Source organism: Nostoc sp. NMS8, assembly GCF_017115045.1.
In the GTDB taxonomy this organism is placed as follows: Bacteria; Cyanobacteriota; Cyanobacteriia; order Cyanobacteriales; family Nostocaceae; genus Nostoc.
Genome location: NZ_JABXKK010000116.1, coordinates 265,063 through 291,957, shown reverse-complemented (window position 1 = coordinate 291,957; position 26,895 = coordinate 265,063). Strand labels below are relative to the sequence as shown.

The following is a 26,895-nucleotide window of genomic DNA, read 5'->3' as shown; positions in this document are numbered from 1 at the left end:
GGCGAAAACCATGAAAACCATTTGGCATAACCTCAAGGAAGTGTTGATTAACACGTTCGAGAACCTCGGCCTGGCTTGGTGGGTAGAGATTGTGACGCAGAATCCCCGTTGCACATACTACTTCGGCCCATTTCTGAGTTCTTCTGATGCAACATTAGCAAGCAAAGGATATATAGAAGATTTGGAGCTTGAAGGAGCTACGGGAATTGTTGTGAATGTCAAGCGCTGCAAACCTAATACCTTAACAATTGCTGACGACTTGGGGGAAAAATTTGACCGCAAAGTACAGCCTGCCTTTGGCGGTCAAATTTAAGTTAGGCCAAAGAATCAACAGGGTCGAGGGATGTAGAGACGCAAAGACACAAAGGCACAGATAATTCTTTTACCGCGTTATCGAGTCTTTTTACTCACTGCGTCATCACATCTTCCCTCTGCGTTTCTTCTTGGTCAATAGTCAAAATTTTTTTACTGAACTATTGACTACCAATTACCTGCGGATGTTCTTCCAGCCAACGATCAATGTCACTGAGAACCAGCTGGGGGACTTCCCACGGGAAAAGATGGGCGGTATTGGGATAGCAATGCCATTGAGAATTGTTGAGGTGTTGAGCAGTTTGTAAGCTGGAATCAGATGTAATGTGGCGGTCTTGTTCACCAGCAAGTACCAAACTAGGACATTGAATTTGTTGCAAATCTGGAAGTCGGTTGTATCCCGATTGAATTGCACTATAGAGAGCGCGAGTCGCCGCCGAGGAGGTTTGCAGATAAGCTGGTACTGCTTCTTTAGCGATGTAGTTGTAACTGGTAGATGTATGTTGTTGGATTAGATAGCGAAAAAGCGATCGCTTACCAAAAGTTTCAATATTCCATTGCCAACTCGGTTTTATATAGTTCAACAAGGCAGCAACGCCAGTATATAAATTATCTTGCCAAGTAATGGCAGGATGACTACCACGGGGTTTTGCGGCTGTCGCCACCAAAATTAGCCCAGTAACGCGCTCTGGTAAACGTAATGCCAACTCCATTGCCAGAATACCCCCAAGTGACCATCCCAATACTAGGCACTTTTCAATCTCTAAGCGGTCTAGCAGCGCTTCTAGATCAGTCAAATGGTCATTCATTTCAAAATTGCGGTTGTAGCGACTTTTGCCATATCCACGTAAATCAGGAGCAAAAGTTTTGTAGCGTTTTGATAAATGATTGGTAAAGACAGAAAGACTACGACCAGTACCAGGATGACCGTGTAAACCTAAAATTGGGAATCCTTGACCTTGGGTGTAGACATTCAGGCGTGTAGCAGTCGTGGTATGGCGATCGCTCATTACTCTCCCTTTTTCTGTCTATCGATACTGCCAACTGCATCGATCGCCGCTTCGAGTGCGATCGCTACATGAGTCCAATGAGTCCCACCTTGGCAATAAACTACATAGGGTTCACGCAAAGGCCCATCGGCTGATAATTCCAAAGTACTCCCTTCAATAAACGTTCCCCCAGCCATCACCACTTGGCTCTCATACCCCGGCATATCATCTGGAACAGGGTCTAAGTAGGAACCAATCGGAGAATGCTGCTGTATGGCTTTACAGAAAGCAATTAGCTTTTCGGCAGAACCGAGTTTAATTGCCTGAATTACATCCCCACGGGGAGCAAGAGGTGCGGGATTTACTGGATAACCAAGTTTATCAAATACATAACCAGTAAGATAAGTCCCTTTCATCGCCTCTCCCACCATCTGCGGCGCTAGAAATAAGCCTTGGAACAGCAGGCGATTTTGGTCAAAAGTAGCACCGCCGTAACTCCCGATACCGGGAGCAGTGAGGCGACAAGCGGATGCTTCTACTAGGTCGGCGCGACCAGCGACATAACCGCCAGCGCTGACAATGGTGCCACCAGGATTTTTAATCAATGACCCCGCCATTAAATCAGCACCTACGGCTGTCGGTTCCCTGGTTTCAATAAATTCGCCGTAGCAGTTATCTACAAAGCAAACGGTGTTCGGATTTTGCTGTTTGACTAAGTGAACGATTTTTTCAATATCGGCAATTGATAAACTAGGACGCCAAGAATAGCCACAAGAACGCTGAATTAACACTAAACGAGTGTTTTCATCCACACTAGTACTTAAAGCTTGCCAATCTATAGTTCCTTCTGGGGATAGCTCCAATTGGCGGTAATTTATGCCAAACTCGATAAGTGAGCCTTGACCTTGACCCCGTAAACCAATGACTTCTTCAAGCGTATCGTAGGGAGAACCGACCACTGCCAACATTTCATCTCCAGGACGGAGAACGCCAAACAAAGCACAGGCGATCGCATGAGTTCCCGAAACAAACTGCACTCGCACCGCCGCAGCTTCAGCACCCATAACTTCGGCAAAAACTTTATCTAAAGTTTCTCGTCCTAAATCATCATGGCCATAGCCACTTACACCAGCAAAGTGGTGTGCGCCGACACGGTGATTACGAAAAGCATCCAGCACTCGTTTTAGATTATGCTTGACCTGAGTGTCAATTCCAGAAAAAATTTCTAACAGTGCATGTTCTGCTTGCCGCAGCTGTTCTAAGCTGTTCATCAGTTCCTCGGTTCAAAAAAATTAAATTATAGATATGCGGATTTTCAGATCGCGCTGTTCTTCGGCTGGAAAAATTAAAATTCAGGTTACTGCATGACAATTGCTACTTCAACCAAACCTCAAATTAACTGGGTTAATACCCTGTTTTTCATTGGACTGCACATCGGCGCTTTATTTGCCTTTGTTCCTGGTAACTTTAGCTGGACGGCAGTTGGTGTGGGTTTCTTGCTGTACTGGGTAACAGGTGGTTTAGGAGTTACTCTAGGATTTCACCGCCTTGTCACCCACCGCAGTTTTCAAACTCCCAAGTGGCTAGAATATCTCTTGGTTTTCTTCGGCACACTTTCATGTCAAGGAGGCCCAATTGAGTGGATCGGGACACATCGCATTCATCATTTAAATTCTGATACTGACGCTGATCCCCATGATTCTAATAAAGGCTTCTGGTGGAGCCACATGGATTGGCTGATTCACTATTGTCCCGCTCACGCTGATGTTCCTCGTTTCACCAAAGACATTGCCGAAGACCCAGTTTATCAGTTTTTAGAAAAATATTTCATTTTGATCCAGGTTGCTCTGGGTGTACTGCTTTTGCTTCTGGGTGGCTGGCCCTTTGTGATTTGGGGAATTTTTGTTCGGATTGTTTGGGTTTACCACTGCACTTGGTTGGTAAACAGCGCTACTCACAAATTTGGCTATCAGAGCTATGATTCTGGCGATCGCTCGACTAATTGCTGGTGGGTAGCTGTACTAGTTTTCGGTGAAGGCTGGCATAATAACCATCATGCCTTTCAATACTCAGCTCGTCATGGGCTGGAATGGTGGGAAATCGATTTGACCTGGATGACAGTTCAATTGCTACAAGCAGTTGGTCTGGCTACTAATGTGAAGTTGGCCCCAACGAAAGTTAGTTAGGAGTAGAGACGCGACGCCAGTCGCTACGGGGGGAAGCCCCGCAACACGCTGGCTCATTAATCGCGTCTCTACAGGAGTTAAGAGTTACATAAAGGTGTTTTTACTTATCACTTTTTACTCCTAACTTTTCAAAAAGCTATTTACGGGTGCGCTTGTGTCTCTTAGGTTGCTATAATCCGAAGCGCTAATGTGAAGAGTTTTTGCGACAAGTTACTTTTTGGTGACTTGGTGGAGGAGTTTGTTGTTTCTCAGGTGTCCATGACTACATCAATAATTAACAGCCAGAAACTAAGTGATGAGCCTGGTAATTCCGACTTTAGGCTCAAAGATATTGTCAAAACCCTGCCACGGGAATGTTTTCAGCAGAACCGTCGCAAAGCTTGGACACAAGTATTGCTGAGTGTCTTGGCAGTCGCCTTGGGCTATTACAGCCTAGTCATCACTCCTTGGTTTCTCTTGCCCCTAGCTTGGATTTTTACGGGTACTGCTTTAACAGGTTTTTTTGTTATTGGCCATGATTGTGGTCACAGGTCTTTTGCCAAACGTCGTTGGGTAAATGATTTGGTAGGGCACTTCTTCATGATGCCCTTAATTTACCCCTTTCATAGTTGGCGCATTAAGCATAATTATCACCATACTCATACCAACAAGCTGGATGAGGATAACGCTTGGCATCCAATTAGACCAGAAGTATTTGAAAATTGGGATAAAACCCGACAGTCTGCTTTTGAACTGTTCATGCGTAAACGCTTCTGGTGGGTAGGTTCCATTGGACATTGGGCTGTGGTGCATTTTGATTGGCGGAACTTCAAAACTAAAGACCAATCGAGTATCAAGCTTTCTGTGGCTGTAGTAGTGGTGTTTGCTGCGATCGCTTTCCCGTTTCTCATTGCTACAACTGGTATCTGGGGCTTTGTCAAATTTTGGCTAGTACCCTGGATGATTTACCATTTTTGGATGAGTACTTTTACTATTGTTCACCACACTGCCGCAGATGTCCCTTTTGCGACCGCAAACAAGTGGAATGAAGCTCTAGCACAGTTATCTGGCACTATTCATTGCGATTATCCGCGTTGGGTAGAAGTTCTGTGCCATGATATCAATGTTCATGTCCCTCATCATATTTCCACTGCTATTCCTTCTTATAATTTGCGGCTAGCTTACAGCAGCATCAAAGAAAATTGGGAGCCTTATATGCATGATGAGTGTCAGTTTTCTTGGTCTTTAATGGAGCAGATTACAGGTCAATGTCAACTATACACAACTGATGTTGGCTATAAAACTTTCGACGAACATTATACAGAGCAATAAATAGCGCTGTAATTACACTCACGCTCTTGAACCAACAAGAGCGTTTATCATGCTGTGTTTAAATAGACTCTGGCGATTTTTTACTGAATAAAATTTTAGATTATCTGCCAGAAATTATCCTCTTTTGTGTTAGCGATCGCTAGTTTCGTGGGCATTCTAGAGGTGAGATGATTTTGTCTCAAATAAAGTTCCGATTTATATCCAACAAAAGAATCCAGTGCAATCAAATATCATTACGTTCAACAATCCTCCTGCTGGTAAAACATCTGAGGATGCGACTAAATTGCCTTTTACTCTTCAAGATTTAAAAGCTGCAATCCCTGCTGAATGTTTTCAGCCAAATGTCACAAAATCACTTTTTTACTTCTTTCGTGACATCTTGATTATTGGTCTGCTTTATGCAGTTGCTTATTACCTGGATTCTTGGCTTTTCTTCCCGATTTTCTGGCTAATGCAAGGAACGATGTTTTGGGCTTTATTTGTAGTCGGACATGACTGCGGACATCAATCTTTTTCTAAGCACAAATGGCTCAATGATTTGATTGGACATCTTTCTCACACACCAATACTTGTTCCTTATCATGGTTGGCGAATCAGCCATAGAACTCATCACAAAAATACTGGCAATATCGATAACGATGAAAGCTGGTATCCTGTGACAGAATCACAATACAAGGAGATGCCTCTAGCTCAAAAAATAGGCAGATATTATGTTTTTCTATTGGCTTATCCTGTGTATTTGTTTAAGCGTTCTCCTAATAAGGAAGGCTCCCACTTTTTGCCCAGCAGCTCGCTTTTCAAACCATCAGAAAAATGGGATGTTCTCACTAGCACTGTACTTTTGATTGGTATGGTAGGTTTGCTCGGTTTCCTCACCTACCAATGGGGTTGGATGTGGTTGCTGAAATATTATGCCGTGCCCTACCTTGTGTTCATAGTTTGGCTAGATTTGGTGACATTCTTGCACCACACTGAGCCAGAGCTTCCCTGGTATCGTGGAGAAGATTGGACTTTCTTAAAAGGTGCAATTTCTAGTATTGACCGTGATTATGGTTTGGTTAATCATATCCATCACGATATCGGTACTCATGTTGCTCACCATATATTCCTTAACATCCCTCACTACAATTTGCTAAAGGCAACTGAGGCGATAAAACCAGTAATGGGTGAATATTTCCACAAATCAGAAGAACCAATTTGGAAGTCATTATGGCATTCATGCATCAGCTGCCATTTTGTCCCCGATACTGGTAGTAAAGTTTACTACACATCTAACAACAAGTTAGCTAAAGGCTAAGACTCAGATTCCCGACTTCTTGAAAGAAGTCGGGAATCTAGTATTTTCGTCAGTGCTGATTAAATTGAATATTACCTAAGTACCTTAGTACAACCTACGTTTAGAGGTGCGTTGGCGTAGCCCGCCGCAGGCATCGTACATCACATTAACATTACATTATTAGTGCTTCTAACTCTGTCAGTATTTGCTCTTTCTTAGCCTGCGGTAAATCTCAACTTTCTGACTGTCAGGTTATTAAAATACAGAGGTAAAATAAAAATAGATAGATGACGTTTGCGGATTTTTGCCCCTATCCTGACAAAAGGATTTATTTTCTCCAGACTCTTGCTGTCTTGGTGGGTAAAGATTAACATATCTGTGGACAGAGGCGCAATATCTCGTTAAACCAACCCTGGTAAAAATTACAACCTCTTGGGCTGTCTACTTTGAACGAAGCTTGAGCGCCAGTTAAGTTTATCTGTATGTAGTGACTTGACTTAAGGCCATTACCTGCTAGGTTCAGAAATCAGCACAGACTATACTATAGACAATTTACCCAAAACTTTTTCCAACTTTAAAATCAGAGGTATCAATGATTATAACTAATTTTAGCAAACAAAAAAGTGAATTTAAGGAACCTAAAATACTTAAAGCTAAACCCCATTGGCAAGGGCATAATTTGAGTGATACTGCTGTCAAAGGTAAAGATATCAAAAAGATACAAGATACTGCACCTGATGGTTCTATTTTCAATAGCTTGAATCGTGGTCGAGTTGCGATTTTTATTGATGGCTTAAACCTATTTCATACAGCTTTACAACTGGGTATAGAAATTGACTATGTTAAATTACTTTGTCATTTAACCAACGGTTCAAGACTGTTGCGTGCTTTCTTCTATACTGGAGTTGATCTCAGTAATGAAAAGCAACAGGGTTTTTTATTGTGGATGCGTCGTAATGGCTATCGTGTAGTGGCAAAAGAGCTTGCTTTAGCAGCAGAAAATTTCAAAAAATCAAATTTGAACGTAGAAATTGCTGTAGACATGATCACTTTAGCTCCTTACTATGATACAGCGGTTTTAGTTAGTGGGGATGGAGATTTAGCTTATGCAGTGAACGCTGTCAGCAGAATGGGAGTTCGGGTTGAAGTGGTCAGTCTGCAAACAACAACCAGTGAAAGTTTGATTGATGTTGCTGATTGCTTCATTGACCTCGATAGCATTAAAACACATATTCAAAAAGATTCTAATCTTGGCTATAGTTATCGCACGCCGTCAAATTCAAATCTTTAAAACCCGATTTCAAATCTATCGAAATCTATACTCAGCTATTGCAAACTTGTAGAAGGTTTATCAGATTGGGTAGGGTTTAAATCCCTATTCATACCCTCCCAATCCCCAGTCCCCAGTTCAATTTTGCTCGACTCTATATTGAAATGGATATTTTAATAGTTGAAGATGAACCAGAAATTGCTCATTTAATCGAAATCTCTTTAGAAAAAGAAGGTTTTTTTTGTCGCACTAGCCGCGATGGCATGAATGCTTTGCGGATGTTTCAGGAGCAACCACCGGATTTAATCATTCTAGATTTAATGATTCCTGGTTTGGATGGGTTAGAAGTTTGTGCCCGAATTCGCCAGAAACCAGGTGCAAAAGATCCTTACATTTTGATGCTCACTGCCAAGGGAGAGGAAATCGATCGCGTCATTGGTCTATCTACTGGTGCTGATGATTACATGGTTAAACCATTTAGCCCTAGAGAGTTGGTAGCTAGGGTGCGGGCGCTATTACGGCGTAGCCTCCGCCAAGGGGGACAACATCAAGTTAATCGTACCCAACACTTTATCGTGGATGTAGACCAGCGCACTGCTAATCGCCAGATGAATTCCAAAGAAGTTGAAATTTTAGACTTAACTACCCTAGAATTTAACTTGCTTACTACCTTTGTCAGCAATCCTGGTCGAGTTTGGAACCGCACTCAACTAATTGATAAACTTTGGGGAGATAACTTTTTTGGCGATGAACGAGTGGTAGATACTCATGTAGCTCGGTTGCGAAAAAAGATTGAGCCTGATCCGGCAAATCCTACTTTTATTAAAACTGTTGTTGGGGTTGGCTACAAATTTGAAGATCCTCTGGTAGCGTAAATGTTATGAAGATGGGTCTGAGAACGCGCCTATTTTTCTCCCACTTAGTAGTGATGATCGTGGGGGTAGCTAGTCTGGTAAGCATCAGCAAAATCTCTTCCCCACGTTTGTTTGTACTGCATTTGGAAGGATTAGAAAATCAGGGGTTTGACTTAATTGATGTCCGTGCTGAATTGGTTACAGGATTTGAACTTGCTTGGCAGCGAAGCACTCTTTGGTCAGTATTAGTCGGCACTACTGCCGCCGGAGGATTGAGTTACTGGGTGTCCAGACGGATTACGCAGCGGTTAACCGAGATGGAACAAATCACCCAAAAGTTTGCTCTCGGCCAGATGGATGCACGACTACCTGTATCTGATATTCCAGAACTCAGTGGACTAAGTGCTAGTTTCAACCGAATGGCAGCCAGTTTAGAAGGGGTAGAAGCGCGGCGGCGAGAAGTAATTGGAGATATGACCCATGAACTACGAACACCGTTAACAGTGGTGCGCGGTTACTTGGAAGAACTGGCTGATGGAGAAATTGAAGCGTCTCCTGAAATCTATCGGCGTTTAGCTAGAGAAACTAAGCGTTTAGAGCGATTGGTGAACGATTTACAAGAACTGTCTAAGGCAGAAGCAGGTTATCTGCCAATCAATATCCAACGGATAAATCTGCGTCCGTTGTTAGAGTCATTAATGGAAAAATTTACGGACCAACTGTTAGAAGATGGGCCAGTTCTGATCTTAAAGTGTCCATCTGTAATACCTCCTGTATTGGCAGATATTGATCGGACAGAACAGGTGTTAGTGAATTTACTAGGTAATGCAGTATATTACACTAACGAAGGTTCAATTACCATTGATGTTGGGACTGAAGCATCTCAACTCTGGATTGCGGTGATAGATACAGGTATTGGTATCGCTCCAGAAAATCTGTCCCATGTGTTTGAGCGCTTCTGGCGAGCCGACCAATCGCGCGATCGCCATTCGGGAGGTACTGGTATTGGTTTAACTATTTCTCACCGTTTAATTGAACTACAAGGCGGTAAGATTCAGGTAGAAAGCGAATTAGGAGTTGGCAGTACGTTTCGGTTTTTTCTGCCTTTGGCTTGAGTTGAGCTAAAAAATTTTGAGTCTGAGGGATTGACACAAGGTAGTCATGGCTGTGTCATACCCAATTGCTAATTTGAAAGTATCCCACCTTTTTGTTTGTTGATGGACAACAAAATTTGGGAATTGCATAGAGTATAACATTATGTCTACTTTTGTTCTGGCCGCTTTTTTGGTTAGTTTACTCAGTTTTTCGGGTTACGCTGCGATCGCCTACCTGTTTCCTCAAAATCGTTCCCAAGACTAAATAATTCGTAATTGAATTCTTAACTACAAAATACGAATTAGTAATTAGTTAATTTCCTTTCTTAATAATTCTGGAATCTGAGAAGGGCGTTCGGCTACTGTAACTTCCGCTTCTTTTAAAGCAGCTAATTTACTTTGGGCTGTGCCAAAATTGGGATCGCGTCCGATAACCGTTGCTAAAGTTCCAGTTTGACGCCAACTTTTTCCTGGTGGTGCAAGTCTACCTGCAATGTAGGCAATTACTGGTTTATCAATTGCCTCAGCAATGTATCGGGCTGCTGCTTCTTCACTACCACCACCAGGTTGACCGACTAAAACGATCGCCTCTGTGGTTTCATCCTCATCAAGAATTTGCAACCATTGCAGAAACGAGGAACCAACGATCGCATCACTACCAATACTGACACTAATCGACTGCCCTAAACCTGCTTTTGTTAATTCGTAGGCAATTTCGTAGGTGAGAGTGCTGCTACGACTAACGATCCCCACAGTCCCAGGGGTATAAAATTCGCTGGGTTGAGTCCCTAAGAGAATTTTTCCTGGTACAATGATCCCCGGACTATTTGGCCCGATTACCAAAGTTTCACAGGCTTCGGCTTTGCGGAGTAATTGCACCATATCCAAAGGCGGCACACCAGCAGTAATAATAATAATCTGGCGAATCTTAGATGCGATCGCTTCTAATGCCGCATCTAGTACGTCATAAGGATCTACACAAATGATTGTCGTATCAATTGCCCCAAATTTTTCTATTACCTCCTCTACTAAGTCAAATACTGGCAGTCCATGCAGTTCTTGTCCGCCGCATCCAGCATTGACACCAGCTACCAAATTCGTGCCATAAGCTTTCATTTGAGCAACATAAATGCTTGATATAAATTCACAAAAGCCTTGAATTAAGACTTTACTTTCTGGCGTTAAGTTCATAAAAAATTACCTAAAATTTGCCAAGTCAGTGAATTTAATCACTGAGCTTGAAGAAAGGGACAAGGAAAGGAATCAGATGGGGATTGCCTTAATTACGAATTACGAATTACGAATTATTGCTCACTACTTTTTATTAACCGTTGGTTTAGCAAGACGAACTGCTGCATCCACTGCCTCATCTAAATTTTCTACCACCAGGAGCGCGTCGCTGTGGGTTTTTAGTGTTGTCAAATATTTTCTTGCAGTACTAAATTCAGAACCCGCTAGGCGGACAACTAAGGATGGAAAATTAAGCTCGCGTCGCACTTTATTACCATTAGAACGTATAGTCTGTGATTGAAGTTCGCTATTGTCTGGCTGCACAACTTTGGCGATCACTTCAGTTACTTCCTCCCTTTGAGGAATGCTACCTAGAAAGTTAATTAATATTACTTGAATACTTTTATCAACCTCCAGCATTTTCAGACCCATTTCTAGGCGATCGCGGAAGGTTGTTGGTGTAGTATCTGTAAGGAAAGCATGACGTAGGTTCAAACAAAGACCTGGATTACCACCAGCATTAGCGACTAAATCCAAAGTTGCCATCACCGAACCAGTACCATTACCTAAAATACCGATTTTTCCATGCATTGCTACACCATCCCAGTCGCCTAAAATACCGTTGATTTCGGTACTGGTATGACGGCTGATAATTTTTGCCGCCATTTCGGCAAGATCGGGATGACGCTTGATCGCCCGTTCATTGACTCTGACTTTACCATTGAGAGCCATAACTTGATTAGTAGCACTGACTGCCAAGGGATTGATTTCAACTAAATCCAGGTCTTTTTGCACAAATAAGTGGTACATCTTCTCCACAACGTTGCTTACCGACTGCATCAGCGTCCCTTGCAAACCCATTTTCAAAGCTAGTCGTCGGGCATAAAATGGCGAGAATTCTTGTTCTACAACAACATGGTGCATTCTTTCGCCAGCGGATTCCCAATCGATGTCCGCTTCTTTGCAACCTAAAAGTACCGGTCGGCAGACAGCAGTATCTAAAACCACCGCTAGATAAAATTCCTGGTTAGCGTTGTATTGGGATTCTGCCAGCACCACTTCCGGCAATTCGCCCCATATTGGCAAACTAAAGATATTTTGAGCAGCTGCGATCGCATCGATAGTCGTTTGAGCAAACCTGACTCCACCAGCTTTTGCTCGTTCTGCTCCGTGTACTTGAGATTTCAGTACAATTGGAAAGCGAATTTTTAAACGTTTTAAATCTGTAGGATGGTCAATTCGCTGGGAAGGCAATACCGGAATGCCTATCTTCCCAAACCATTCTTTAACTTGGTACTCTAATAAATCCATTGATACACCTTGTACTGACACTTTCCAAGCTTTTGCTGATTGCTGTCTTAATATTTTGCAGCACCTTTATTGCAGAATGAAGCTTTTGGCAGCTATAAAAATTTATTTTTCACGGATCAATTTTATCGAATTTACCAAATGAGGCACATTAATTTCGATAGCCAACCCGTTTACAACACATAATTAATATCCTCAGCAAGCTTCCCAGCATAGAAGATAATTAGCATTTCTGTCAAAACCCTCTGACATAACATCGTTTTCTTAACCTTTGGATAATTTGGTAACAACTGCTCTGCAACTAGAATCATCTAGGACACTAGCTCCTATGAATTTAATTGTGGCGAAATAATGCACTGAAAATACCCAAACATTCTATTGTTCCCATTTTTTATTTGTAATTTATATCTGAAGATAGATTATTTATTTTTCACCTATGAATTTGAAAATGTAGCGCCGCAAACAATAACTGCTTTATTTCTTTTTGGTGAAAAATCAGAATTTGTGTTAGAAAGTTGGTCGTTCAGATTTTTAGGCTGTGGTTGGTTAAACTGTGCATTTGCATTCAATAAACCGAGAAAGTTCGTTTCATCCTCTTAAAAATAATCAAAACAATATAGAAGTTCAGCGGGAAGCTCTATGAAAGTAGCAGTCCAGCAGGAAGATTTACAGCTTTTAGCCAAAACTTTACAGGAACAATTACTTGTAGAAGTTTCAACAACTGAAGTCTTTGAGGTTAAGTGCGCCGTCAATAAAGACGAGTTAATGATTTTAACGCAACACGCATCAGATTTAATAGTTGACGCTCAACTAATTTTCACAGTTGTTGAGGAAGTACTTCAGTCTCTAGCACCCCACAAAGAACAACGGGTGCAATGTTTCCTCAGAATTTTTGGTGAACAGATCCCTTATGCCAAATGTTTTTTGGAGTTGAAGCAGACGGGGGGCAGGAGGCAGGGGGCAGGGGGAAGGGAGCAGGAAGCAGGGAGCAGGGAGCAGGGAGCAGGGGGAGATGGGAGAGATGAGGAAGCAATATCTTATTCATCTTCATCTCTGGCATATTCTCCATCAATTGATGAGGCTGAGGAAGAGGAACTGTTTGACCCCTTTGCAGATGTGCCGAATTTGTCGGCTGTAAAGCCAGAATTTCAAGTCAAACCTATCCTACTGGGTGCAGCATTGTTGGGAATTGTAGTCTTAGGCGGTAGTGCTTACTTTTTGACTCCTCCTTGTGTGATGTCTGAGTGTAAAGAAATGCAAAATGCCGAGCAATTAAAAACAAAATCCTCGCAATTGATGCGCCGCGCCAAGTCTGAAAAAGAATTAGTTACCATACAACAGGAACTTGAGACAGGCAGCGCAGCTCTGAATGCAATTCCTAGTTGGTCGCCTCGTTACCAGGTATCAAAACAACTAAAAGCAAGTTTGTCTGGACAGTCAGAAAAAATCAACCAGGTGGTCAAGGCTTTGCAGACAGCATCTTTGGCGACACAAAAAGTTCAAACTCCGGCATCTAGCCTAGAGGAATTACAAGCTAGGCAACACTTATGGCGCCAAGCTATAGCGCCATTAGAAACTATAAGTTCCAGTAGTGAACTCTATGGATTAGTGCAGGGTAAATTACTTAATTATCGTGTCCGTTTACACGCTGTAAATCAACAGATATTTCTTGAGGAAAAATGGCTGAAAAAATTAACAGCAGCAAAAGCTGTAGCCGTTGCAGCCGAGAAGCAGGAAGCTAATGCTAAATCATTGAATGACTGGCAAAAGGTGCAGTCTACTTGGCTAGTAGTAGTTAATGCCTTGAATACTATTCCCTGGAATAGCGTTGGATACCAAGAAGCTCGAAAGCTGTTGATAAATTATAAACCGAAGTTAGTAGTAGTCCGCGATCGCGCTACTAAAGAACGATTAGCTGTTCAAACCTACCAACAAGCCCTGATCGCCGCCAAGCAAGCCAAAGGTTATGAGCAACAAAACCAATGGCTTGCAGCAGCGACATACTGGGATCAGGCTTTGCAAACTACTAAAAAAGTTCCTGAAAATAGTTTGTACTATACTCAAGCTCAGTCTCTCATCCAACCTTACTCAACATCCCTCAAACAAGCACAAGAAAAATTACAAGTTGTTAGTAGTTTCCAACAAACCCGCACTGACTTAGATAAAACCTGTATTAATAATGGAATTCGGATTTGCACCTTTAGCATAGACAATGCTGGAATTATTGTCCGGTTAACGCCTGAATATGACCAAATAAGGCAAAATAATTTGGCTAATCCTTATTCTGAAAACTCGGATACTGCTGTTGATATTACCAACCACTTGCAAAGCTTACGGGAAGCGCTAGGTGTAATCGGTGACAATGCCAACCTGTCCCTTTTCCTCTATGATTCCCAAGGTCAGGTAATTTATACACGGACTTTGGGAGGCTAAGTAGAAATAAAATACTCTAGGATGTAGATTAATCCCTTCACCTCACCAACTGCGCGGCAGAATTAAAAAATTGACGACACAACCCCTTCGTGACTAAAACTGTTGTCAACAAGTTAGCGAAAGTAACCATGAACATAATCAAAATTTCATAAGATACAGCATCCAAGGGTTTCACACCACCTAATAGCTGTCCGGTGGTAATTCCTGGGATTGCGACCATCCCGATGACGATCATTTGATTGAGAGTGGGAATTAACCCGGCTCTGATGGCGTCTTTGCGATACTGGCTAACTGCTTGCTCTGGAGTTGCACCTAAACTTAAGTGGGTTTCTATTTCCAGATGGCTGGAATTAATGGTGCTGACAAGACGATCGCCTGCGATCGCAGCTGCATTGGTAGCATTACCTAAGACTATCCCTACTAAGGGGATTATATACTGTGGTTCATACCATCTTTCTGGTTGAATAATCAAGAAGTTGGTGTAAAACACTGTCAGGGCGGTACTAATTAAAATTGCACCCCACACCAAAGGCAACAGATGAGGAATTTTTTGGCTGATGCGATTTCGTGCGACAATCGCCGTAATTGTCAGCATTATTGCTAATAGCGTCAAAACTGCCCAAGCATTGTCTAAAGCCAAGATGAAATCTAAAATGTATCCCAATACAAGAAGTTGTAAGATGGTTCTCCCAGTAGCAAGGGCTAGGTTTAACTCTAATCCTAATTTTTCCCAGGCAGATAAACCAATGGCGATCGCCATCAATCCCACAGCCATAGCTAAATCCACGAAATCCAGTTTGATTAGATCCTGCATAAGTTGTCTATCTCCTGGTATTTTCTTCTCAAAGCAGCCCACACAAGAGGAACTTTGATCCGATGTGTTGGATCTTGAGTAAAAAGGACTGGATACTGGGGATTAGGGACTGGGGATTTCCTTTTCAAGCTAAAAATTATGGAATTTGCTTTAACTCCTGCCAAATTTTTGAATGTTTTCCCACTGCCTAGTCCCCAGTCCCCAGTCCCGGAGCGGCGTTCCTCCCCCAGCAACGAGTACCTATCGTGTGAGACTTCTCGCCGAAACCCCTTGATATGTATCACTTTCATCAATTCAAAATTCCAAATGGTACGACCTTAACATGGCAAACACCTAGTATGCCTATATCTGTAAATTAAATGTGCGGTAGCTTACTGCACCACAACTTAAGTAAAATCCCTAATAGATGCGTATCTTGGGCGATAGTCTTTTAGTAGCTCTTCTTTGATTAACAATTCAATCAGCAAAAATTGACTGTCGAAGTGCATCCTTTGTATCTCCCGATAAAATAAGAACTCATGATCCAAAGTGTAAATCCCATCCCTGCCTTTGATATCAAGCAGCAATACACCACCATTGAAGCAGAAGTAAGTGCAGCTGTCTTAGAGGTTTTGGCTTCTGGTCGCTATATTGGCGGCCCCTTAGTTGAAGGTTTTGAACAACAGTTTGCCGCTTATAATACTGTTACTGAATGTGTGGCTTGTAATTCTGGTACTGATGCGCTTTTCTTAGCGTTACGAGTCTTGGAAATTGGTACAGGCGATGAAGTGATTACAACGCCTTTCACCTTTATTGCTACATCTGAAGTGATTAGCGCCGTGGGGGCAAAGCCTGTTTTTGTCGATATTGATGCAACTACGTTTAATTTACATGTAGAGCAAGTAGCGGCAGCAATTACACCCAAAACTAAAGCGATTATCCCAGTTCACCTATTTGGGCAGCCTGTGGATATGACATCATTGATGGCGATCGCTCAGTCTCGCAATTTGGCAATAATTGAAGATTGCGCTCAGTCTACAGGCGCAATTTGGGCCGATCAAAAAGTCGGAAGTATTGGACATATTGGTTGCTTTAGTTTCTACCCTACCAAAAATCTTGGTGGTTGCGGCGATGGCGGCGCAATCACGACTAATGACCCAGCGATCGCCACTAAACTGCGAATCTTACGAGATCATGGCAGTAAAATTAGATATTTACATGAAGAAATTGGTGTAAATAGCCGCTTAGATGCTCTTCAAGCAGCTATTTTGCAGATTAAGCTACGTTATTTAGATATTTGGAATGAGCGCCGACGAAATATCGCCAACTATTATTACCAATATCTGTGTCAGATTCCGGGGATCGTCCCGCCCCAAGAATTACCTGGGGGTATTGGAGTATGGAATCAATATACTATTCGCATATCAGGCGAAGGGCGAAATGGTTCTAGCGCCAAATATCGAGATTGGGTGCGTAGCAAATTGCAAGAACAGGGTGTGAGTTCAATGATTTACTACCCCCATCCTTTACATTTGCAGCCAGTTTATCAGAATTTGGGCTATCAAATTGGAGACTTACCAATAGCAGAGCAAGCTTGCCATGAAGTCATATCCTTGCCGATGTTTCCAGAATTGACACAACAGCAGCAAGACCAGGTGATTTATGCCTTGAAAGAAGTTATGAGTTAGAAGTTAGAAGTTGGAAGTTAGGAGTTAGAAGTTAGAAGTTAGGAGTTAGAAGTTAGGAGTTTTGAATGAATAAGTTTCTTCAACTCATAACTCATAACTCATTACTCATCACTCCTAACTCATCACTCTTAACTCCTTACGACAATTGCACTTGCTAAGGCTTCTACTAAGCTACGCACGGCAGCAATCATTGCCACTTCGCTATTGAGTTGGTTGATGGCGGAACCAACACCAACACCAGCAGCACCAGCCGCGATCGCTAACGGCGCGGTAACGCTAGAAATGCCTGATGCACACAATACTGGCACTGACACTACGCGGGAAATCTCAAAAGCTGCTGCCAACGTGGGAGCAGCTTTTTCAATTAATCCTAGAGTTCCAGGGTGAACTGGGTTACTGCTAGTACCACCTTCAGTTTGGATAATATCTGCTCCAGCTTTCACCAGTTCTTCTGCTAACTGTACCTGCTGATCTAGTTCCAAAATATGGGGAACGGTAACAGATAGGGTGATTTCCGGCAGGAGACCGCGAGTTTGCTTAGTCAACGCTAGCACTTCTGGAGCCTCAAAGCGGCGTCCTTGAGCATAGAAAGAATCAAAATTCCCAATTTCAATTAAATCAGCACCAACTGCCACAGCCTGCACAAATTTATCTGGCTCTACTGCCGATACGCAAACTGGTAAATTTGTCAAACTTTTAGCTAGCTGGACTAAAGCTGGATCGGCAGCAATATCGACAAAAGTAGCACCGCCAAATTCAGCAGCTTTGACAGTAGCAGCAACGCTAGCGGCATCGAAGTTATTCAAACCGCTAATCACTTTTAAAACGCGGCGGTTAGTAAATGCATGTTGGAGTCTGGAATGCATCGTCATAGTTTAGTTTTTGAAGCTAAGAAAATTAGGTATATTCTACCGTTCCTCAGTTGATTAGAGGCTAGATCGCTACGGCAATTGTCAAATATTGATAGTTTTATCGTAAATTAAGGGGTTTTAGATCCTTAATATTTACACGTAGTTCCGAGGCAAAGTCAAAACTAATCCGCTCGTTTACTCTGCGGGAAGCAAGCTACAGTCGGATTTAAATCTGCGTCTGTTCGCGTAACGTGCTGTGGGCAAAATATCTTTAATTTTGAATTTTGAATTGTTAACACTATCCTAGTCAAACTCTGGAGGCCACAAATCTGCAATTGGTACTTCCCATCCTGGGAACAGTTCGGGAACTGTTAAAATATCGCCATCACGAAGTATTATTGCCTCTTGTCCAAAATTGTAAACTTCAACAATTCGCTCATCTGGATTGAGCAAAAGTCCTACCTGAGTTCCTAAACTCAGAAATTCTTGAATTTTGGCTCTCAGATCCTCTAAATTGTCGCTAGGGGACTTCACCTCTACAGTCAAGTCGGGAGCCAATTGAGCAAAAGACTTCGGCCTGCGACGCAAACGTTCGGCTAAAACAAATGAAGCGTCCGGTGCGCGCAAATCGGAATTAGGCAACCTGAAACCGGCGCTAGAAGCTTCTGTTCGTCCGAGTTTGCGCGGTCTAACCCAGTTACGTAATTGGGCTACCATTTCAGCGGCAACTTCATCTGATTCGTATCCTGATGGACTCATACAATAATATTACCCTTGACTAGTTCCATGCGGAAGTCAGGATGCTGTTGCTGCATTTGTTCCAAGTCTTCAAGGGTTAGGGACATAAAACCTCTAGTTACACGCCTTGTATCTATATTAATTATGGAGACAACAGACCTCTCCAGGTGCGATCGCCCCATAAATTCCCCAGCCATCGCCAAACCTGTCACTTCCAAGACTCTACATTGCCCTTAGCATGTCCATACTATCTTGCAGAAACTAGAAATATGCGATCGCACCAAGCCGCAGTTTTAGCTATCCAAAAAGCATTAGTAGCACCATAACTGTTAATAAACTAATCTACTCAAATTTCAGTCAATCCATCACGATTTAAGTGGAAATGCAGTTGCCTTGTCATTAGACTTAGTATAAATTGCTATAAAGAAAAGCTATGACTAAAAAATAGCTAACTTTATTGAAGGTGTGCTTGGTTATATAAAAATTAAAAATATTACGGCTTTAACCCATTAGCTAAAAGGTTAAATCGCCGACTTAATTTGACAATGAAAGCGAATGCACAGCCATTCACTTTCCGTTTTGTTCTGCACGAAAAATATTACAAAGCTAAAGCTAACAAATATCTTATTCAATCTAAATTTCTATTTAAGGATTATGAAAAAACAGCCAGAGAGTTATCATCATACTATCAGAAATCATTCTACTAAAAAATTACTAGAAGCAAGCACAAATATTGTTTTCATAGATCCAAAAGTTATAGATTACCAAAACTTAGTAGCTGGTATCATCCTCGGCAGTGAAGTCGTTATTCTTGATCCCAATAGAGATGGTTTAGCACAAATCACCGAGTTTCTGGAAAAACGTAAATCAAATTCAGTTCAATCAATTCATATTGTTTCTCACGGAAGTGCGGGGAGTTTGCAACTAGGGTCAGGCAACCTCAACCTCAGTAACCTGGATAGCTATGCAAATCAGTTACAAAAATGGGCAAGTGTTTTAACTGAGAATGCTGATATTTTGCTGTATGGCTGTGATGTAGCCAGCGGTGAAGGCACAAAATTTGTACAGCAGATTAGCCGAATTACTGGGGCAGATGTTGCGGCTTCCACCAACAAAACCGGAAATGCAGCTTTAGGTGGCAACTGGGATTTAGAAGTGAAGACAGGAAAAATTGAGGCTTCCCTGGCTTTTAAATCTGAAGTCATAGAGGCTTACAAGTCTATTTTGCCATCTGTACCAGGGTCAGTTAGTTTTACTGGCACATACTCTCAAAACTTCAACACATTAGCTGCCTCGGGAACATCTATTGCTTGGACTAATGATTCAACCATTCCAGGCTGGTATTCCACAAGAACTACTTATAACGCTGGTTCTGGCACTAATAATACAGGGGCAATGTACAGTTTTGGTACGACCACAGAACGGGCACTTGGTTCTGTAGCTTCCGGTACTACAGGAACTATTTATTATGGGTTGCGCCTCCAAAACAACACAGGTTCACCAATTACTAGCTTGCAAGTAAATTATACAGGTGAGCAATGGCGTAATGGTGGCAATACATCGCCGCAACAGCTGAAATTTAGTTATCAAACTGGGTCAACTGTTGCAAGTTTAACAACAGGAACATGGACGCCTGTTACATCGCTAGATTTCACCGGGCCAATTGCAACTGCAACAGCAGGCGCCCTGAATGGCAATCAAATTGCCAATCGAACTGTCATAACGCCTGTAATACTTAACCTAGCTACCCCAATAGCTAACGGTGAAGAGATTATATTACGTTGGGAAGATATAGATGATGGAGGCAACGATCATGGTTTAGCCATTGACGATGTATCTGTCAAAGTAGATGGCACCACCTATATAGTAACTAACACCAACGATAGCGGTGCTGGCTCCTTAAGGCAAGCTATTATCAATGCCAATAACGATCCAGGGATTGAGACAATCATCTTTGATCCGACTGGAATATTCGGTGATGCCACCCCCGACACCATTACCCTCACTTCTGGGGAATTGAATGTTACTCAAGCAGTCATTATTCAAGGAACTGGGGCTAATAAACTTACCATCAGTGGTAACAATACTTCTCGTGTTTTTAATGCCAGTGCCTCCCTCTCAATTGATGGGTTGAACATAACTAGGGGAAATGCAGTAAATAATGGTGGCGGCATTTATAGCACCAGTAGTGTCACACTTAGTAATAGCATCATTTCTAGTAACACTGCGAACAGTAACGGCGGCGGTATCTACAGCACCAGTAGTGTCACACTTAGTAATAGCATCATTTCTAGTAACACTGCGAACAGTAACGGCGGCGGTATCTACAGCAGCAATGCTACTGTTAGTAATAGTACTTTTTCTAGCAACACTGCGAACAGTAACGGCGGCGGTATCTACAGCAGCAATGCCACTATTAGCAATAGTACTTTTTCTAGCAACACTGCGAACAGTAATGGTGGCGGCATCTTCAGCAGCAGTATTCTCACCATAAGCAACAGCACTATTTCTAGCAATACAGCTAAAACTTATGGTGGCGGCATCGATACCAACAATGCCACAGTGAGTAATAGCACTATTTTTGGAAACACTGCTGATAGCGATAACAACGGTCAAGGTGATGGTGGCGGTATTTATAGAGCTGGCGGCACGGTTAGCATTAGCAATAGCATCATTGCTGGCAATATTGACCCAGGTAATCAAGGAGCCGATGTCTATGGTAGCAACTTCAATAGTAATGGTTACAACCTGATTGGCAAAATTGCTGGTAAATTATCAGGGACTCTGGGTATGGGTACAGATATTATTAACCCCAACCCCGAACTCAAACCGCTAGGAGATTACGGTGGCTCTACACAAACTCATGCTTTATACTTTAACAGCCCTGCCAGGAATGCTGGCGATCCGGCTTACAGCGGCGGCTTAACTACCGACCAGCGCGGTATAGATTTTAACCGTATTGAAAGTGCGAGAATTGACATTGGAGCATTTGAATATGTGCTTCCAAAAGTCAACTTTGGTGCTGCTACGTACAATACAACAGAAGATAGTACCGCCACTACAGTAACTATTTCTGTTACTTTAAATGCCTCTCCCGAAACAGCTGTCACAGTTTCTATTGTCGTCAAAAATAGTAGTACGGCTACTAGTGGCGACGATTACACTTTTTCCCCTACTAGTATCTCTTTTGCTGCTGGAGCAACAGGCGCAAATTTAACACAGCTAATTACTTTTACTATTAACCCAGACGATTTACCTGAGAATACAGAGACGGTTGTACTCAACTTCGGTACGCTAACAGGAGCGGATTTGGGGACAATAACTGAAACGACTCTAAATATTGCTGCTAATGATGCGATTCAATATGCAATTTCTACTTCTACCTCAACTTTAACAGAAGGTAATAGTGGTACTCAAGCTGTTAGCTTCACAGTTACTCGCAGTGGTGGTATTGGTGTAGCTAGCACCGTAGATTATGCTTTTAACGGTACGGCAACTTTTGGCAGTGACTATAACAATATTCAAGTTACGGGTGGAGGAAGCGCTGCATCTGGGACTTTAAGCTTCGCTGTTGGGGAAACCACAAAGACAATTACAGCCAATGTTTTGGGTGACAACACCTTTGAACTTAACGAAGACATTACTGTTACCCTAAGTAACCCCAACCTCACAGCTGCGCCGGAAAGTTCCACAATTACTAATAATTCAGCTACAGCAACCATCATCAACGATGACAACCAACCAACTATCAGCATTTCGGATGTCTCGGTTACTGAAGGAAATACAGGTACAACAACTAATGCTAACTTCACTATCAGTCTTTCTAATCCCACTTATCAGCAAGTTACTGTAAATTACAACACAATTGACGGCACTGCTAATGCTGCTGACTCAGATTACAATTCTACTCCGGGGACAATTACTTTAAATCCTGGCGAAACCAGTAAAACCCTTAGCATTGGTGTCATTGGCGATAACAAATTTGAAACCAACGAGACATTTTCTGTCAATCTTTCAGGTGCGACTAATGCCACAATTACTGATAGTTTAGGAGCTGCTACCATCATCAACGATGATAATCAACCAACTATCAGCATCTCGGATGTCTCTGTTAGTGAAGGCAATACAGGTATAACAACTAATGCTAACTTCACTATCAGTCTTTCTAATCCCAGTTATCAGCAAGTTACTGTAAATTACAACACAAGTGATGGCACTGCTAATGCTGCTGACTCAGATTACAACTCTGCTTCGGGGACGATTACTTTCAATCCTGGCGAAACTAGCAAAACTCTTAGTATTGGTGTCATCGGCGATAACAAATTTGAAACTGACGAGACATTTTCTGTCAATCTTTCGGGTGCGACAAATGCCACAATTACTGATAGTTTAGGAGTTGCTACCATCATTGATGATGACAGTCAACCAACTATCAGCATCTCGGATGTCTCAGTTAATGAAGGCAACACAAGCGCAACAACTAACGCTAATTTTACTATTAGTCTCTCCAATCCCAGTTCTCAGCAGGTTACTGTAAATTACAAGACGAGTGATGATACTGCTCAAGTTAGTGACTCTGATTACAACTTTGCTTCAGGGACGATTACTTTCAATCCTGGTGAAACCAGCAAAGTTATTAGCATTGGTGTCATCGGCGATAACCAAACTGAAGCCGACGAGACATTTTCTGTAAATCTTTTTGGTGCGACAAATGCCGCGATCGCAGATAATTTAGGAGTTGGTACTATCATCAACGATGACAACCAACCAGCTATTAGCATTTCGGATGTTTCAATTACTGAAGGCAATACAGGAACAACTAACACTAACTTTACTATTACTCTTTCCAATCCCAGTTCTCAGCAGGTTACTGTAAATTACAACACAAGTGACGGCACTGCTAATGCTGCTGACTCAGATTACAATTCTACTGCGGGGACGATTACTTTCAATCCTGGCGAAACTAGCAAAACTCTTAGTATTGGTGTCATCGGCGATAACAAATTTGAAACTGACGAGACATTTGCTGTCAAACTTTTGGGTGCGACTAATGCCACAATTACTGATAGTTTAGGAGTTGCTAGTATCATCAATGATGACAACCAACCAACTATCAGTATATCGGATGTCTCAATTACTGAAGGCAATACAGGTACAACAACTAACGCTAACTTTACTATTAGTCTCTCTAATCCCAGCTATCAGCAAGTTACTGTAAATTACAATACGAGTGATGGCACTGCTAAAGTTAGTGACTCTGATTACAACTCTGCTTCAGGGATGATTATTTTCGCTCCTGGTGAAACTAGCAAAACTCTTAGTATTGGCGTCATAGGCGATAATACAAATGAACCCGACGAGACATTTTCTGTTAATCTTTTGACTCCAACAAATGCCACAATTGCTGATGGTTCAAGAATTGCAACCATCATCAACGATGATAATATTCAACTCCCTAATATCAAAATTTCGGATGTCTTCGTCAATGAAGGTGATACAGGCACAACAACTAATGCTAACTTTACTGTTACTCTTTCAGATGCCAGCAATCAACAGGTCACTGTAGAGTACAACACCAGTGATGGCACTGCTAAAGTTTCTGACTCTGATTACAATTCTGCTCAGGGGACAATCGTTTTCAATCCTGGGGAAACCAGCAAAATTATTAGTGTTGGCGTTATAGGCGATAGCAAATTTGAAACTAACGAGAGATTTGATGTCAATCTCTTTAATGCTACAAAGTCTACGATTAATGACAGTTTAGGAGTTGCCATTATCGTCAATGATGATGACCAGCCACGTGTCAGTATTTCAGATGTCTTAGTTAATGAAGGTACTACAAGTATGATAACTAGTGCCAAATTTTTTGTAACTCTCACTGGTAGCATTTCTCAGCCAGTTATTGTTTATTATAGTACGAGTGATGGTACTGCTAAAGTTTCTGACTCTGATTACAATTCTGCTATTGGGTCAATTATTTTTGATCCTGGGGAAACCAGCAAACTTATTAGTATTGGCGTCAATGGTGATAATAAAATTGAAGCTAATGAGACATTTTTTGTTAATATTTATGGTGCCGCAAACGCTATATTTACTAACAATCAAGGAATTGGCACAATCAAGAATGATGACCACTAAGTTTTTTAATTTTAATACTATATAAAACAGAAGTCAGAATTCAGAATGGGCTACGCCCCCCTGCGCTAATAGAATTCTGAATACTCTACCCATATTCGCGTAGTGGTCGCTGAGGCTTCTCGAAGTGCTTCCCACTCTTAAGAAATAGAGTTTTAAGGCGAGAATTTTTGAATTTATTTTCGCCTACTAGAGGACATTAGGTAGAGGGAAGAAGTACGGTTTTAATCTATACTTTGAATGTCTCTACGCGTAAGTTTTCGTAGAGAGTGTCTTAATTGTGACTGGAGCTTTCGGAGTCTCCAGCCCTGCTCATGTTAGCGCAGTAGGGTGTAGCCCATTCTAACTTCTGAATTCTTCTTCAACCTTAGTATGATTGTTTGCCCGTTCTATCAGCAAGACAACAAGCACACGTACATCTCCACCAAAAGAAAGCAAAAATGTTTCTTTGATTGGTGCTGTTGATCTCTTTGAAAGTAGCAAACTGGGAAAATGTATTGTATAAACAAATAATCCTAACTAGTGAGATAGATAAATTAAGAGTAAAAATTAAATATTCTTAACAAAGACTTTAAAAATTATCTGGAAAATAGTAAATCTCTCGAAATCAAATATTCCCACAGTTAATCTATTATTTCTCAGAATTGGCTTGTTAGCACTGAATTTTAATTTAGCACAAAATATATGGGACAAGGTTTTTTGCAAATAGGTTTAACGCTGTGTATTGTCATAACAATCACTCCGCTATTTGGAAGATACATAGCACGTGTCTTCTTGGGTGAAAGAACACTGCTGGATTTTTTAATGAACCCCATAGAGCGAAGTATGTTCGTACTAGCAGGTGTTCGGAGAAAAGATGATATGACGGGTTGGCAGTATATCCGGGCTGTACTATGTAGCAATATTATTATGGCTGCTTCAATATATTTACTGCTATATTTTCAGAGACTCTTACCCTGGAATCCTAACGGCTTTGGTGCGCCCGCTTGGGATGTCTTACTGCACACAACCATTTCATTTGTGACAAATACCGACCAACAACACTATGTTGGTGAGACAACCTTAAGCTATTTTAGCCAGGTAGCAGCTTTAGGCTTTTTGATGTTCACCTCCGCAGCTACCGGTTTATCTGTAGGAATTGCCTTTATTCGTGGGTTGACGGGTAGACGGCTGGGTAACTTTTACGTCGATCTAGTTCGTGGAATTACGCGAATATTGCTGCCGATTTCGATTATTGGCGCGATCGCTTTGCTGGTAACAGGTGTGCCACAAACATTAGCGAACACTTTAGATGTGAGAACCTTAGAAGGCGGGACGCAATATCTTGCCAGAGGCCCAGTAGCATCCTTTGAAATGATCAAACTTTTGGGCGAGAACGGCGGCGGCTTTTTTGGCGTCAACTCGGCACATCCCTTTGAAAATCCCAATGGCGCTTCTAATTTGATAGAAATGATCGCCATGATTTCTATCCCAGCAGCCTTGATTTACACCTACGGTATATTTGCCAACAACATCAAACAAGCTTGGCTACTTTTTTGGATGGTGTTTGTGATTTTTGTAATTCTGGTGGGAGTGACAGCTGTAGGAGAACTACAAGGTAATCCCCTAGTTAATAACGCTTTTGGATTAGAACAGCCTAATTTAGAGGGTAAAGAAGTTCGATTTGGCTGGGCACAAACGGCATTTTGGGCAGTGATGACTACTGCTACTATGTCTGGTGCGGTGAATGGGATGCACGATTCTTTGATGCCGCAAGGAATATTTTCGACTCTCTTCAACTTATTTATCCAGGTTCTCTGGGGTGGTCAAGGAACTGGAACAGCTTATTTATTTATTTACTTAATTCTCACAGTGTTCCTCACTGGACTCCTGGCAGGACGCACCCCAGAGTTTTTAGGACGCAAAATTGAAAAGCGAGAAATCGTCCTTGCCAGCGTTGTGCTGTTGATTCACCCAATTCTAGTTTTGATTCCCAGTGCGATCGCTCTAGCTTATCCCATCTCACTATCTGGAATTAGCAACTCTGGCTATCACGGTATTTCTCAAGTAGTTTATGAATACGCCTCAGCAGCAGCAAACAATGGCTCCGGCTTAGAGGGGTTGAGGGATAATACCCTATGGTGGAACTTGAGTACTTTAGTTAGCTTAATAGGAGGACGCTACATTCCAATAATTGCTATCCTGCTGTTGGCTGACGGCATGTCTTGCAAAAAACCAGTCCCCGAAACCCCTGGTACCTTAAGAACTGATTCCCTGGTATTTACTGGTATCACCGCTGGAGTGACACTGGTTTTGGGAGTATTGACTTTCTTTCCCGTTCTGGCTTTAGGCCCCATAGCTGAGGGTTTAAAGCTAGCATCTGGCAATTAGAAAATTTATGAGTTATGAGTGATGAGTTTGGAATTAAGAGAATACTAAAAAATAAAT

At 42.0% G+C, this 26,895-nt stretch carries 17 protein-coding genes and 1 pseudogene; 11 read left to right on the top strand and 7 right to left on the bottom strand.

Annotated elements, in window-relative coordinates:
* The first annotated feature begins 10 nt into the window (after nt 1-10).
* Nucleotides 11-313: a DUF1816 domain-containing protein gene (locus tag HWQ39_RS32235; protein WP_292854007.1), complete on the top strand. Its 303-nt coding sequence runs from the start codon at nt 11-13 to the stop codon at nt 311-313.
* Between the two features lie 160 nt (nt 314-473).
* On the opposite strand, the gene HWQ39_RS32230 is transcribed toward HWQ39_RS32235, so the two are convergent.
* Both HWQ39_RS32230 and HWQ39_RS32225 read right to left on the bottom strand, forming a co-directional pair.
* The gene (locus tag HWQ39_RS32230) at nt 474-1,322 is read right to left on the bottom strand and encodes an alpha/beta hydrolase (protein WP_292854006.1); all 849 of its coding nucleotides are present in this window, start codon (nt 1,320-1,322) and stop codon (nt 474-476) included.
* Complete coding sequence (locus HWQ39_RS32225) at nt 1,322-2,572, bottom strand: methionine gamma-lyase family protein (RefSeq protein WP_292854005.1); 1,251 nt, start codon at nt 2,570-2,572, stop codon at nt 1,322-1,324. The genes HWQ39_RS32230 and HWQ39_RS32225 overlap by 1 nt, the downstream gene beginning before the upstream one ends.
* A gap of 93 nt (nt 2,573-2,665) precedes the next feature.
* On the opposite strand from HWQ39_RS32225, the gene HWQ39_RS32220 reads away from it, so the two are divergent.
* The 6 genes from HWQ39_RS32220 (at nt 2,666) to HWQ39_RS32195 (ending at nt 9,313) form a co-directional block, all read left to right on the top strand.
* Nucleotides 2,666-3,487 carry an acyl-CoA desaturase gene (locus tag HWQ39_RS32220; RefSeq protein ID WP_292854004.1) on the top strand — a complete coding sequence of 274 codons (822 nt, stop codon included), beginning with the start codon at nt 2,666-2,668 and terminating at the stop codon, nt 3,485-3,487.
* Nucleotides 3,488-3,745: 258 nt separating this feature from the next.
* Complete coding sequence (locus HWQ39_RS32215) at nt 3,746-4,798, top strand: fatty acid desaturase (RefSeq protein WP_292854031.1); 1,053 nt, start codon at nt 3,746-3,748, stop codon at nt 4,796-4,798.
* A 217-nt stretch (nt 4,799-5,015) separates the two neighbouring features.
* Complete coding sequence (locus tag HWQ39_RS32210; RefSeq protein WP_292854003.1) at nt 5,016-6,095, top strand: fatty acid desaturase; 1,080 nt, start codon at nt 5,016-5,018, stop codon at nt 6,093-6,095.
* Between the two features lie 571 nt (nt 6,096-6,666).
* Entirely contained in the window at nt 6,667-7,365 is a 699-nt protein-coding gene (locus HWQ39_RS32205) for an NYN domain-containing protein (RefSeq protein ID WP_292854002.1), read from the top strand.
* Between the two features lie 143 nt (nt 7,366-7,508).
* Nucleotides 7,509-8,219: a response regulator transcription factor gene (locus tag HWQ39_RS32200; RefSeq protein WP_292854001.1), complete on the top strand. Its 711-nt coding sequence runs from the start codon at nt 7,509-7,511 to the stop codon at nt 8,217-8,219.
* A gap of 5 nt (nt 8,220-8,224) precedes the next feature.
* Entirely contained in the window at nt 8,225-9,313 is a 1,089-nt protein-coding gene (locus HWQ39_RS32195) for a HAMP domain-containing sensor histidine kinase (protein ID WP_292854000.1), read from the top strand.
* A 288-nt stretch (nt 9,314-9,601) separates the two neighbouring features.
* On the opposite strand, the gene HWQ39_RS32190 is transcribed toward HWQ39_RS32195, so the two are convergent.
* Together HWQ39_RS32190 and HWQ39_RS32185 are read right to left on the bottom strand one after the other, a co-directional pair.
* Nucleotides 9,602-10,483 (bottom strand): CoA-binding protein, encoded by an 882-nt coding sequence (locus tag HWQ39_RS32190; RefSeq protein ID WP_292853999.1) that lies wholly within the window; start codon nt 10,481-10,483, stop codon nt 9,602-9,604.
* Nucleotides 10,484-10,606: 123 nt separating this feature from the next.
* A complete protein-coding gene (locus HWQ39_RS32185) occupies nt 10,607-11,833 on the bottom strand; it encodes a succinate--CoA ligase subunit beta (RefSeq protein ID WP_292853998.1) in 1,227 nt (408 codons plus the stop codon).
* Nucleotides 11,834-12,469: 636 nt separating this feature from the next.
* Here HWQ39_RS32185 and HWQ39_RS32180 point away from each other — a divergent pair.
* A complete protein-coding gene (locus HWQ39_RS32180) occupies nt 12,470-14,263 on the top strand; it encodes a hypothetical protein (RefSeq protein ID WP_292853997.1) in 1,794 nt (597 codons plus the stop codon).
* A 37-nt stretch (nt 14,264-14,300) separates the two neighbouring features.
* Here HWQ39_RS32180 and fetB read toward each other — a convergent pair whose 3' ends face one another.
* Nucleotides 14,301-15,077: an iron export ABC transporter permease subunit FetB gene (fetB, locus tag HWQ39_RS32175; protein WP_292853996.1), complete on the bottom strand. Its 777-nt coding sequence runs from the start codon at nt 15,075-15,077 to the stop codon at nt 14,301-14,303.
* Nucleotides 15,078-15,595: 518 nt separating this feature from the next.
* Here fetB and HWQ39_RS32170 point away from each other — a divergent pair.
* Nucleotides 15,596-16,744: a DegT/DnrJ/EryC1/StrS aminotransferase family protein gene (locus tag HWQ39_RS32170; protein ID WP_292853995.1), complete on the top strand. Its 1,149-nt coding sequence runs from the start codon at nt 15,596-15,598 to the stop codon at nt 16,742-16,744.
* A 128-nt stretch (nt 16,745-16,872) separates the two neighbouring features.
* On the opposite strand, the gene HWQ39_RS32165 is transcribed toward HWQ39_RS32170, so the two are convergent.
* Nucleotides 16,873-17,616 carry a DUF561 domain-containing protein gene (locus HWQ39_RS32165; RefSeq protein WP_292853994.1) on the bottom strand — a complete coding sequence of 248 codons (744 nt, stop codon included), beginning with the start codon at nt 17,614-17,616 and terminating at the stop codon, nt 16,873-16,875.
* Nucleotides 17,617-17,898: 282 nt separating this feature from the next.
* A pseudogene (locus HWQ39_RS32160) lies at nt 17,899-18,440 on the bottom strand (Uma2 family endonuclease).
* Between the two features lie 547 nt (nt 18,441-18,987).
* Between HWQ39_RS32160 and HWQ39_RS32155 the strand changes: the two are divergent.
* Complete coding sequence (locus tag HWQ39_RS32155) at nt 18,988-24,471, top strand: Calx-beta domain-containing protein (protein ID WP_292853993.1); 5,484 nt, start codon at nt 18,988-18,990, stop codon at nt 24,469-24,471.
* 681 nt (nt 24,472-25,152) lie between these two features.
* Nucleotides 25,153-26,838 (top strand): potassium-transporting ATPase subunit KdpA, encoded by a 1,686-nt coding sequence (gene kdpA, locus HWQ39_RS32150; protein ID WP_292853992.1) that lies wholly within the window; start codon nt 25,153-25,155, stop codon nt 26,836-26,838.
* The last annotated feature ends 57 nt before the right edge of the window (nt 26,839-26,895 follow it).